Raw genomic sequence first — 12,495 nt, 5'->3', positions numbered from 1 at the left:
ATTTACTGTTTTTTTTGTAATAATATAATTTTGTATATATTTAAATAGTAATTTTAATATAAATTAAAACATTTTTCGTCTTTTTTAATATTATTTATTATTATATTTGTCATTTATCTTCAAAAAAAAAGTTTGTCATATAATATATTGTAGTATATTTTTTATAAAATTTCTTTACAAAACCTAAAGTTATTATTTTGTAATGTCTTAACGCCACAAAAGGGACTATAAGCCCCTTTTTATTAATTTACATGTTACATTGTAATATTTATCTTTTTTACCTTTGTTTCTTCTAGTATTCATTAATTCATATATTTTTTCGATATAATTATTGTCTTCACTCAATCTTATTAAACTTACTAGATAGTATTCATCTGTACTTTTAGGGACTTTTTTTTGATCACTAGGTCTATCGCCGTTTTAGCTGCATCAAAATGTCTTAAATGTGTATGACCATCCTGAAAACATTTCTTTGTGTTGTAAGCTATATAACCTCCCCTTACTTGAAAAATTATATATTCTTTCTTTTCATAGATTTTATTATACATTTAATCAAATCCTTCTAAAAATATTCTTAATATATAATATTAACTTTTTTCAAAGTAATTACATATTTTTAAAATTTATCTATTATTTTTATCTAAAAGTTCAGATACCGTAACAAATTTATATCCTTTTTGTGATAATGTGGATAATATTGTGTCAAGTGCTATAATTGTATTTTCTGTTCCATAGTCATGCAACAGTATTATATCTCCTGGTTTTACATTTTTTATTATTTTATCTGCAATTTGAGATGCTGGAGGATTTCTCCAGTCTTTTGCATCTACTCCACTCCACAATACAACTGTATAACCTAAATCTTGAGATAATTCTTTTAGACATCTCTCGTTATAATTTCCAAACGGTGGTCTAAATAAAACTGGCTTTTTACCTGTCTTTTCTATTATTATATCTTCACAATTTTTAATTTCGGTTTTTAGTTGTTCATTTGACAATGTACTTATATCCGGGTGAGTAAATGTGTGATTTCCTATTTCATGACCTTCTTTACTCGCCCTTATTACAGAGTCTGGATACCATTTAACGTGTTTTCCTACAACAAAGAATGTAGCTTTTGCATTGTATTTCTTTAAGATGTCAAGAATTTTAGCCGTTTCCTTTGGATGCGGCCCATCGTCAAATGTAAGAGCAATTTCTTTGCTGTTATTTGAATTATTTTTTATTATATTGTCTTTATCATCTATGTTTTTATAAGCTAATATTAAGGGTGCATTTACTAAAAAAAATAAAAGTGCTATCGCAATAGCTTTTTTAAAATACTTTTTATAGTTCATAATTTTATCCTTTCATAGTTTTAACATTTTAATACTTAAAAAGGTGATTTATTTTAAGTTCTATAAAATTGTATTAAAACATTTATTATAAAAATGCTTTTGTTAATAGATAGCATACCCTAAATATAACTTTATAATTCACTTTAAATTACATTATTGAATATAATTTTTATTAAAATTATATTTTTAAATAAGTTATTTTTTAAAATTTAACTGTGAATATTTCTTCTAAACTTCTTCCAAATATAGATGGCTTATCAAACTTCCAAGTCCCTTCATATACTAATTCGCCATCTAAATAGAATTTTCCAAAGCCATGTTTTTTACCATTTCTAAATTCGCCTATGTATTTTTTATTTTCACTCCAAATATAAGTTCCAAATCCATGAATTTGATTTGATTTCCAAGTTCCTTCATAAATCAAAATTCCAGAAGGATTATAACACGATCCATCGCCATCCATTTTATTATCTTTATAGTCTCCATAATACATACATCCATCATTCCACTTAAAAATGCCATTTCCATTTTTTTTACCATTTTTAAAGTTGCCGATATATTCATCTCCATTTGCATAAAGTATCTGGCCTATACCGTCTCTTACATCATCTTTAAAGTGTCCAGTATATATATTTCCATTAGGGAATATATATTGACCACAACCTTCTTTTATATTGTCTTTAAACTCCCCTGAATATTCAAGTATTCTCTCATCTTCTGTAAAAAAAGAATATACTCCAATACCATTCATCTGTGCATCTTTTATTTTTCCTATATATTTATCTCCATTACTAAAGCAATAAATTTTAATATCGTTACAATTAAAATCTATTTTCTCATTTGTAAGAGCTTTATTTTCTATTAATTTTATATCTTCTTCACTTGCGTTTATATCTTTTTTTAATGCTTTTCTCTTTATATTTTGTGCATTTCTTACTTTTCTCTTCACATCATTTATAGATTTTAAATACTCATTATATATTGAAACATTATTTTTTGTATCACTCATATAAAATGCTCCCTTTCTTTGGATTAAAACTATTAGTCATATTTCTATAATATAATTATATAATCATAATAGTTTTATAACAATAAAGATTTCTTTTAATCAATATCAATTTCCTTCAAATAAAAAAAGTCTCCTTTTTTTAGAAGACTTTTTTATATTCTTTTTATATTTTATAGATATCGTTCTTTAAATCCTTTACCTTTTACTTCATTTAAATCATTTACTGATATAAATGCTTTTTCATCGTATTTAAGTGCTATTTCTTTTATTTTTGGTATTTCTTTTGCTAATGCTACACAATATACTATTTTTTTCTTTTCACGTGTATATCCACCTTCTGCATCAAAGAATGTAACACCTCTGACTAAATCATGCATTATATCATGTGCAACTTCTTGAGATTTTTCTGTAAATACCATTACTGCTTTTTCTTCAAAGAATGCATCTTTTACTACTGACATTGTTTGTGCATTTAAGAACATACTTATTAATGTGTATAATGCTAAGTTTATTCCAAATAAAAAACTTCCACATAAGACTATTGCTATATTAGCAGCTAAAGCTGTATTTTTAACTTCTACATTTCTTTTTACTTTTAAAATAGCTCCTATAATATCTGTCCCACCTTGTGATGATTTTGCTCTAAATGTAAGTCCTATACCTATACCACATAAAACTCCACCAAATGCACTTTGAAGTAGTATATCGTCTACTTTGATATAAGTTCCTATATCTTGTGTTACACCTAATATAAGAGAAAATAATACCATATTAATTAAACTAGTAATACAAAAATCTTTGTCTAAATATATAAATCCAAGTATAAATATTGGTATATTTATTAAAAATGTAAGTAACCCTACATTTATATTTGTCATGTAATTAATCATAGTAGCAAGTCCTGTAACACCTCCACTTAAAAGATGTGCTGGTCTTATAAATCCATTTATTCCTATACTTGATATAATCATACCTGCTAGTATAAGGCTATATCTTGCAAAAATATTTTTTTCTACTATGTTATTGACCTTACTCATAATATTTATCAATCAAAGTCATCCCCTTTGTCTTAACTTTGATTTCTCCCTTCTTTCTCAATATCTTTTATAAGCATCACCCTGTTTGCTTTTCTTTAACTATTATTATAATATCTTTTTTCAATCTGTAAAGTGCAACTTTTGTGTTATTTTTCTTTTTCTATATACAATTTGTGAAATTTTGCTTTCACTGTTTTTATTCAATCTTAATATGATTTTATTTTATTTTTTATTTCATTTTTATATCTTAGACACATGTATTTTACTTATAAAATTTCTGATTTAAGCAATTTTTAATATATTAACTTGCATTTAATGCAGGGAGTCTTTATATACATTCATTATTTGTAAAAGATAATTTTTTATATTATTTTATTTATATAGATATTTCCCGATATATTACCAAAATAAATATAATTTCCTTATAATTAAAAAAGTGATATTGTAAATAAATCTACAATATCACTTTTTTATTATTATTTTAAAATTGCTAACACTTTTTCATTTCTATTATATGCACTATTTGGGTCTGTAGCTTTTAAAGTACGTAAAGCATCTTTTGCTTCTTGTAATCTATCATTTTCATAATATATTGTAGCAAGCTGATAATACGCATCATCATAATATTCTTGAGATGCTGAATATGAGCTTACATATTTTTTGTAGTATTTTATAGCATTTTCAGTATCGCCCATTTTCTTATATGAAAGTGCTATATTATATATTGAATCTGCATTATAAGAAGATGTATCTTTTGCTTTTAATGTATACTCATAGTATTTTATAGCAGTTTTATAATCACCTGATGCTTTATACTTAGTTGCATCAAAATAAAGCGCTTCTGCACCTCTTGCTATTTGCTTAGTTTCTTCTTCTTGTTGTTTAGCTTTTTGCTCTGATTCTTGTGCATCTTTTGCTTCTTGCTCTTTTTGACTTAGCATTTCTTCTGTTTCAGATAATGCCTTTTTATTTTCTTGTATTTCAGTATCTTTAGAACTTATCTGTTCGTTTAAATCATTTATTTTCTTTTGATTATGTAAGTAAGCTCCTCCCATACAAACTATTAAAATAGCAATTACAGTATATAATACTATATGTTTTTTATCTGTTTTCTTTGTTTTAGATTTAGGTGTATTTTCTTTATTATCGTCTTTATTTACTTTTGTCTCTTCTTTTTCTTCTGACTTACTTTCAAGATTTACACCTTCTTCATTAAATTTTTCAAAGATAGGGTTGTTTTTATCTATGCATCTAAGTTCTTCTAATAATTCTATCTTTTTCTTTTCATCTCCTACTCTATCGTAAAGTAGTATAGATATAACATATGGCTCTATAAGATCTGGCTCTTCTAATATTAAAGAGTCAAATATCTCTATAGATTCTTCATTTAATTCTTCATTTATAAATCTAATTGAATGATTATATCTCTCTAAGAATACTTTAAATTCTTTTGATGACAACAAGTTAACGTATTTTCTAGATAATTCATTATTTCCATAACATTGACTTGTGTAAAAACTCTCAAATGCTTTAGAGAAGTCACATTTTAATAAACATAAAAGACCTTTTAAATTTAATATATCTGGGTCTTTTGGATTTAATTTAAGCGCCTCTTCTATAAATTCTACTGCATTTGTAATGTAATGTCTTATAGCTAAATCAAGTGCGTTGTTGTATTTATTATAAGACTCTAATTTAATTTCTTTTGATATTTCCGTAGAATTTGTATTAAGTTCTTTTTGTAAGTTTAAAATTGTTTCATTTTTATAGTTTGAAGTAACATATGTTTGTTTTAATGCCTTTAATGTGTCATTATCTTCGCCTTCATCTTCATCTATTTTAAAAAATGTATAATCGCTTTTATTTTCTTCAACTAAAGAAATGTCCATTATTTTTCTAGGCATATTTTCAATATCTAAAATTATATTTTCTCCTAAAATGATAATCGCCTCCTAATATTCCATATATTCTAAGATAACATATTTATAAATTATAGTCAAAAAAATCCTTCATCGCAATAGATGAAGGATTTTTAAATGATTATTTTATGTTGTATTTTTTTACTTTTCTGTATAAAGTTGCAATACCTATATTCAATGCATCTGCAACTTTTTTCATTTCTTGAGTATTACTGCCGTATTTTTTTATTGCTTTTTCGATTTCTTCTTTTTCTAATTGTTCTACTGTCTTGATTTCTTCTTTATACATCTCATCTAATTTAAATGATATTAAATCAGACATACTAGATATAAATTCTCTAAGCTCTTTGTCTTTTGATAGTATCTTTTGTTTTTGTTCTTCTGTAAATGCGGCTATACCTAAAATTCCTAAATTTTCACTTCCAAGTTTAATAGGTGTACATATATCTGCTAGTTCTTTGCAGTGTTCTCTGCTAGAACAAGTTTTGCATCTATTTTCAATTTCTTTATTGATAATATATGAATTTCCTGTTTTTAGAACATTTGAATATACAGCTTCTTCTGATATTTTGTCGCCTATTTTATCTTTAAATATGCCTGTTCCCGCTATTCTATATAAATCTTTCGATACTACAGTAACATCAACATCTAGTACTTTAGAGATATTTTGGCAAATCTCTTGAATATACTGGGTTATATCATTAAGTTTCAAATCAACACCCCCTATAATTTATATTTATTTTTATTGGTCTTTAAACCATTAAAATCACTTTTGTGATTTTTATTAAGTTAGATTTGTGGGGTTTGGACCTCTCCTGAAGCAGGTGGTGTAGTATCTCCTGGAGTTGGAGTTTCGCTGTTATTTTTGTCACTACTTTCTCCATTATTGTTGTTTTCGCCTTGTCCAGGATTATTTTCTGATGGATTTTGATTGTTACTATTATTATTTGAATTTGATTTATTTGATCCAACTGCAATTACTGCATTTTTACTTGGATAATGTGATTGGCATACTGTCTCTTTTTTTATTTCGTTGCCATCTTTATCATAAAAAATTCTATAAGTAGTAACACTGTATCCCTTTCTTCCACTTTCTAAAGCCTTTGTAGCACCTTCGCTTAAGTTCGTATCTACTTGTTTTATAGTACTGTATTCTATAGTCGCATTTACTGTTGTAGATATTTCTATGTCTTTTTTATCACTTTCAACACCAAATATCTGACATGTTATTTTTCCATTGTTATAGTAATTTTTTATAAATACAGGATTTTCATAATTATTTTTAAATACAAAATCTATACCCGAATCATTTACTGTAGCATCTCTTCCTAGACCTACATAAGTCGAAGGTATAGAGTGATTTATTCTAGTTACTATATCTAATCCAGCGTATAAAACACTGTTAAATATAGTTGATGAAACTTGGCATACACCGCCTCCTGTTCCAAATGTGACTTCACCGCCACTTATAACATGTGCATCTTTATATCCATTTTCTTTAGTTCTTTCGCCAGTATAGTTGTTGTAAGAGAACTCTTGTCCAGGCATTAATAAGATATCACTTGTTCTTTCTGTCGCTAGTCTTAAGTTTTCAGATCTGTTAGCATCTCCTGGAGATGCTACTGTAGAATAACTAGCAAGTAATGTATCTATACCTTCTAGGTCATCACTATTTACTTCTGGTTCTATTTTTGCAACTATTAATTCCTCGTCAAAATTTGTATTTTCAAGGTTTTTTATGAAGTTTGTCTTGCTCGCTTCTATGTCTAATTCTAGGCCACTTTCTTCTTGTACTACTTCAATTTCTCCACCTGTGATTTTTAGTGTTGCATTTTTAACTTCTATATTTATTTCTTTTGATATTTTTTCTAATTCTTTTACTAATTTATCTTCATTAAAGTCAATCGCTATGTTTATGTGCGTTTTTACTCCGAGCATAGATTTTAATGATTTGAATACATTTACTATTATGTTTCCCTTTCTATTAACATCATATGCATTTTGTACTGTTTTAGATAAATCATAACTTACATCTATTGTTTCCGGTGATATTTTCCACTCATCATCTTTATATTTGAAGTTAAAAGGCTCCATTTTATATTCACTGCTTAATTTTTCTTTTGCTTCGTCTTTTGTTAATTTTCCAATATTAATATTTTTTACATATACATTTTTAGATATTTTATCACTTTTTGTAGAGAAAAGTCCTACTCCTAGGATTACCAATACAAAACATAAAACACCTAAAATAATCTTTTTCCTCATAAATAACTCCTCGTAAAACTAAATTTTGCTTATTTTATCGTCGACACATTTGTATACTGTTTTATTATACATATTTACTAAATACACTTCTTTTGTTAAAGAAAACCATCCTTTTTTAACAAGTACATAATAGTAAATATTATTATTTTTTTCAACTAGCTTGTTTAATTGTTCTTTATTTACATATTTTTCAATATCTGATTTAAATTTAACTTCTAAATCATTAAATTCTTCTTTTTTAGAGCTCAATCTATCCCTCACTATAGATGCAGCATCTTTAGAAGTTATTGCAAATATGTACTTTCCATCTTCATCTACTTTATAATATCCATCACTATATTCACAATTATAATCAACTTTTTCTGATTTATATGAATATATTTTTTTCTCTTTTGGTTCAACCAAAACTTCATTGTATATTTTATTGTCTCTTACAACTTCTGCATAATAGTAAAGAGTTCCGCCTATTGTCTGTTGATATGATATAACTGACAATTCACTAGAGTCGATTTTACTTCTTTTACTTATTAAATTTAAAATATCATCAGACGTAAGAGTATATACAGATATTTTTTCTTTGTATTCATCTTCTAATTCTTCTATTTTTTCATCATTTGGATAATATGGTTTTAAATAAGTTAAATAAACTAATGCTTCTTCATAATTACCCTTTTTTGAAGAATTTTTTGATTGAGATATATAATAATCATACATAGCTTTTATACACTCTTGTTTTTTATTTTGTGCTAAGCTGTAGTATTTTTTATCTTCTTTTACTACTTTGTCATATTTATCTATAGCTTCTTTATATTTTTTTATTTGTTGAAACTTACTACCTTCTTGATATACTTTTCTAGATTGGCATATTGTTTCTATATTATTTTTATATTCATCTAAATCTTGATAGATTCCTTTTAGTGAAGTTGTCACTTCCATATAAGAAGATGCCTTTTCATAGCTTATATTTTCATCAATGTACATTTCTTCTACCCTGCTTGATATATCTAATAATTGATTTACATCAATTTCTATATGATTTAAAGCATTTATCGTGTTTATAAGTCCTAAATACTGTTCTCTAGACATTTCACCGCTTATGTATTTATCTCCACTATTTGCAACTAATGAAGATAATTTATTTGATGCTGACTTGTTAAACTTATTCATTTTAGATGCTGAAAATTCTTTTTCTAGATTTTCATAATATTGATATGCTTCTGTATATCTTCTACTAGATATGCTATCTACTAGAGTATTAACTTCTTTACTTACACTGAAATCTCCATTACTAAAAAAAAGAACTACTAAAAGTATTAAAAAAGCCACCAATGACAAAGATAGACTAACCAAATATTTTTTATTATCCTTGATATTATCAATTAAATATTCAATTTGATTTTTTAATGTGTCGAAACCTTTTTTTAAATTCATCCATCTTTACCTTCCTGTTGTTTTTAGTTTTATAATTTATTATACCATATTATTTCATTAGGACATTATGTATTTCTGCACTTTTTTACTTTATATCACAAAAAATAGGTTGGAAGACAAATTTTAGATTCTTCTAACCTATTTTTATAATACTATAATTTCGCATTATTTTGTAATACAAATATAACACTTATATCGTCATGCGAGCCATACCTGCTCAATTTTTCTAAATGAGCTTTATATTTATTTTCTAAATTATATCGTCTAAATATATTTTTATTTAACATCTCGAACGTAGAGTCTAATTCCGATTTTACTTCTTCATATGTATTAAAGCAGTTTATAAATCCATCTGTAAATATAGCTAGCTTTAGGTCTTTATATCTGTTTAGTATTTTATACTGCATTTTATCTTCACAATTTTCATGTGCTAGTGAATTTACAACTCTATAATTATTATTTTCAAATATAAAATTATAGCCATTTTCTTGCTGTATTAAAATATTGCCATCTCCTAAATTAAAAAATATCATTTTATCTCTCAATAATATAAAAAATGTCAATGTAGTCCCGTAAAGTCCATAATTTAATTTATATGCTCTATAGTTTCTACTGTAAAAATCTTCATATACTAGATTTCTCCATCTCAGCTTTATTTGTTTTTGAATTATACCTTTTTTAAAATTATTTATAAATAAATCACTATCAATTTGTAGATATTTTTCTGATATATCTAAAATGGCCTTACAAGCCAGTCTAGAACCTATATGACTATACTTAAACATATCCATACTATGTCCATCTGCTACTGAGCATATAAGGTAGTCTTTATATTTTTTATAAATAGAGAAATCTTGTGAACAAGAAGATTTTATTACATTTTTATATCCAACTGTGTTGCCTTCAAATATATTTATACACATAAAATCTTCTACCTCCTAGTTTTATTCTATTATTATTTAGTTAGTTCAATAAAAAAAAATACCATTAAATTTTAAATTTAATGGTATTTTATATTCACATAATTGATTTTTATAAACTATATCTAAGATATTTCTCGTCTGCGGCTTTTTCTTTGTATGTTTTTTGGGTGTGTTTGAGTTTTTTGTTTAGGATTTTCGGTAGTTCTTCTAGCAACTCGCTTTGGCTTTTCCTTTTTGAAAATATAATCAAATCTCACTAAAATCATACCTGCCGTCAACATTATAAATCCTAATCCACCTAATAATATATAAGCGATTCCCACACGATATACTCCCATTATCCTGTTGCTTATCATTAAAATTATCATTGCACAAAAACATATTAAAAAAGACGTTAATAAAGTTTTAAAAAGTTTTTTGAAAACACTTTTCATATTATCCACTCCCAAAATTATATTTTCCTTCAATATATATATTAGCAAAATAATACATAAATATCAATTCATATAAGAATTTTGACATAAATTCGTTATAATTTGTTAACTATTCCAATTTATTCACTTTATATTTTCATATATATAAAGTAGTAACAATCCTACTTATTTTTAATAATATAAATATAAAGATTAAATTTAAAAGGGGTGATATTATGCCATGTTTGCCTAACTTGGGTTCAAAAGCTCCTGATCATTTTACAGTTAATACGACATTTGGCCCAATAAACTTATCTGATTATACAGGTAAATGGGTAGTTTTATTTTCTCATCCAGGGGACTTTACACCAGTATGTACTACTGAGTTTATATGCTTTGCAAAGTATTATAATGAATTTAAAAATCGAAATACACAATTAATCGGACTTAGTGTAGATAGTAATGCATCTCATTTAGCATGGGTTTATAATATATGTCAACTTACAGGAATTGAAATACCATTTCCTATTATAGATGATTCTAATATGCAAATTGCAAAATTATACGGAATGATTTCAGAGCCTATGAGTTCATCTTCTACAGTTAGAGCTGTATTTATTATAGATGACAAACAAATACTTAGAACTATTTTGTATTATCCTATGACTACTGGACGAAATATTTTTGAAATTCTTAGAATTATAGATGCTCTTCAAAAATCTGATTGTGATAATGTTGTAACTCCTGCTAATTGGTTGCCAGGAAATTCAGTTATAGCTAAGCCACCAAAGACATACAAAGAACTAAAAAATACTATAAAAAACTGTGATAAAAAATATTCATGTTTAGATTGGTACTTGTGTTTTATAAATCAAGAAAATAGAAAAGATATGCCTGAATATATAAATCAAAAAAATCAACCTAAATACATTTATCCTAAAACTAAAAACAGTATATCTTCATCTAGTAAAAATACAAAACTTTCAAAGAATGATAGAAAAAACACTGAATATATAAATCCTAATTGTCCAAATTTAAATCCTATAGTATTTGAATATGTATTAGGAAATCCTAGAAACTTAGATCCTACTTATTTAGATGCTGCAATATATGCATTTGTAGAAATAGATGATAATGGTAACTTATATGTACCTGCACCAAGATATCTAAATGAGATGTTAGCACTTAAAGAAGTTAAACCTTCTTTAAAAATAATTGCAGCTATCGGTGGATGGGGTGCTGATGGTTTTTCTGATGCAGCATTGACTCCAACATCAAGATATAATTTTGCTAGAAATGTAAATCAACTAGTAAGTGATTATGACTTAGATGGTATAGATATAGATTGGGAATATCCTGGTAATGGTGCATCAGGTATAAAATCAAGACCAGAAGATAGAGAAAATTTCACACTTCTTATAACTGCCCTAAGAGATGTTTTAGGAGAAGACAAATGGATTAGTGTCGCTGGTACTGGTGAAACTGCATATATCAATAGAAGTGTTGAAATAGATAAAATAGCACCTTTAATAAACTACTTCAACCTTATGAGCTATGATTTTACTGCAGGCGAAACTGGTGAGAATGGACGAAAACATCAAGCTAATTTATATGATTCAAATTTATCTCTTCCTGGTTATAGTGTAAATTCTATGGTCAACAATCTTATAAATGCTGGTATGCCATCTAGAAAAATCACTTTAGGCGTGCCATTTTACGGAAGACTAGGTGCTACAAATACTAAGTCTTATGATGAACTTAGAGAAAACTATATAAACAAAAATGGATATGTTTATCAATTTGACAATCAAGCACTAGTACCTTATTTAGTTAAAGATAATACATTTGCAATGTCATTTGACAACGATTTATCTATATTCCTAAAAGCTAAATATGTTATTCAAAATTGCCTTGGCGGTATTTTCTCATGGACATCAACTTACGACCAAGCCAATATCTTGGCAAGAGCAATGTACTTGGCTATACACGATATGTATAATTTTGAAGATGAGCTTAGAGATATATATGGAGATGTTCCTAGCTTACCTGACAATTAATTGTTATAATTATTTATAAATTCGAAAGGTATTGTAAAATATATTTTATATTTTTAATACCTTTTTCTAACTTTTTTTATTATAATAATATTAAGTTAGAAAAC

General features: G+C 26.2%; 10 protein-coding genes. 1 reads left to right on the top strand and 9 read right to left on the bottom strand.

All coding sequences use genetic code 11. The features are described 5' to 3' along the window. Positions 1 to 623 precede the first annotated feature (623 nt). From RDX53_RS12555 to RDX53_RS12515, 9 genes are all read right to left on the bottom strand, one after another. Positions 624 to 1,337: a polysaccharide deacetylase family protein gene (locus RDX53_RS12555; protein ID WP_195930931.1), complete on the bottom strand. Its 714-nt coding sequence runs from the start codon at positions 1,335 to 1,337 to the stop codon at positions 624 to 626. 202 nt (positions 1,338 to 1,539) lie between these two features. Next, entirely contained in the window at positions 1,540 to 2,346 is an 807-nt protein-coding gene (locus RDX53_RS12550) for an MORN repeat-containing protein (protein ID WP_295676634.1), read from the bottom strand. Between the two features lie 170 nt (positions 2,347 to 2,516). Then, the gene (locus tag RDX53_RS12545) at positions 2,517 to 3,395 is read right to left on the bottom strand and encodes a YitT family protein (protein WP_307994270.1); all 879 of its coding nucleotides are present in this window, start codon (positions 3,393 to 3,395) and stop codon (positions 2,517 to 2,519) included. A 464-nt stretch (positions 3,396 to 3,859) separates the two neighbouring features. Continuing rightward, positions 3,860 to 5,287 (bottom strand): tetratricopeptide repeat protein, encoded by a 1,428-nt coding sequence (locus RDX53_RS12540; protein ID WP_307994269.1) that lies wholly within the window; start codon positions 5,285 to 5,287, stop codon positions 3,860 to 3,862. Between the two features lie 136 nt (positions 5,288 to 5,423). Further along, on the bottom strand, positions 5,424 to 6,014 hold the full coding sequence (locus tag RDX53_RS12535) for a helix-turn-helix domain-containing protein (RefSeq protein WP_195930928.1): 591 nt from the start codon (positions 6,012 to 6,014) through the stop codon (positions 5,424 to 5,426). 77 nt (positions 6,015 to 6,091) lie between these two features. After that, a complete protein-coding gene (locus RDX53_RS12530; protein ID WP_295762891.1) occupies positions 6,092 to 7,567 on the bottom strand; it encodes a VanW family protein in 1,476 nt (491 codons plus the stop codon). Between the two features lie 18 nt (positions 7,568 to 7,585). Continuing rightward, positions 7,586 to 8,998, bottom strand: coding sequence for a UbiD family decarboxylase (locus RDX53_RS12525; RefSeq protein ID WP_307994268.1), 1,413 nt, complete (start codon positions 8,996 to 8,998; stop codon positions 7,586 to 7,588). A 152-nt stretch (positions 8,999 to 9,150) separates the two neighbouring features. After that, entirely contained in the window at positions 9,151 to 9,921 is a 771-nt protein-coding gene (locus RDX53_RS12520) for a PP2C family serine/threonine-protein phosphatase (RefSeq protein ID WP_195930925.1), read from the bottom strand. Between the two features lie 122 nt (positions 9,922 to 10,043). After that, positions 10,044 to 10,244, bottom strand: a complete 201-nt coding sequence (locus RDX53_RS12515; protein ID WP_195930924.1) for a hypothetical protein — start codon at positions 10,242 to 10,244, stop codon at positions 10,044 to 10,046. A gap of 326 nt (positions 10,245 to 10,570) precedes the next feature. Here RDX53_RS12515 and RDX53_RS12510 point away from each other — a divergent pair, with 326 nt between their 5' ends. Continuing rightward, positions 10,571 to 12,391 carry a peroxiredoxin gene (locus RDX53_RS12510; protein ID WP_307994267.1) on the top strand — a complete coding sequence of 607 codons (1,821 nt, stop codon included), beginning with the start codon at positions 10,571 to 10,573 and terminating at the stop codon, positions 12,389 to 12,391. The last annotated feature ends 104 nt before the right edge of the window (positions 12,392 to 12,495 follow it).

The sequence above is a fragment of the uncultured Intestinibacter sp. genome (genome assembly GCF_902468165.1).
Lineage (GTDB): Bacteria > Bacillota > Clostridia > Peptostreptococcales > Peptostreptococcaceae > Intestinibacter.
Note: the sequence above shows the minus strand (reverse complement) of the source record. Positions and strands in the feature narration are given on the sequence as shown.

Bases quoted from the DNA above. Each gene is read 5' to 3' on its own strand.
- RDX53_RS12540 (WP_307994269.1), bottom strand. From the start codon at position 5,287: ATGCCTAGAAAAATAATGGACATTTCTTTAGTTGAAGAAAATAAAAGC.
- RDX53_RS12525 (WP_307994268.1), bottom strand. From the start codon at position 8,998: ATGAATTTAAAAAAAGGTTTCGACACATTAAAAAATCAAATTGAATAT.
- RDX53_RS12550 (WP_295676634.1), bottom strand. From the start codon at position 2,346: ATGAGTGATACAAAAAATAATGTTTCAATATATAATGAGTATTTAAAA.
- RDX53_RS12520 (WP_195930925.1), bottom strand. From the start codon at position 9,921: ATGTGTATAAATATATTTGAAGGCAACACAGTTGGATATAAAAATGTA.
- RDX53_RS12555 (WP_195930931.1), bottom strand. From the start codon at position 1,337: ATGAACTATAAAAAGTATTTTAAAAAAGCTATTGCGATAGCACTTTTA.
- RDX53_RS12510 (WP_307994267.1), top strand. From the start codon at position 10,571: ATGCCATGTTTGCCTAACTTGGGTTCAAAAGCTCCTGATCATTTTACA.
- RDX53_RS12530 (WP_295762891.1), bottom strand. From the start codon at position 7,567: ATGAGGAAAAAGATTATTTTAGGTGTTTTATGTTTTGTATTGGTAATC.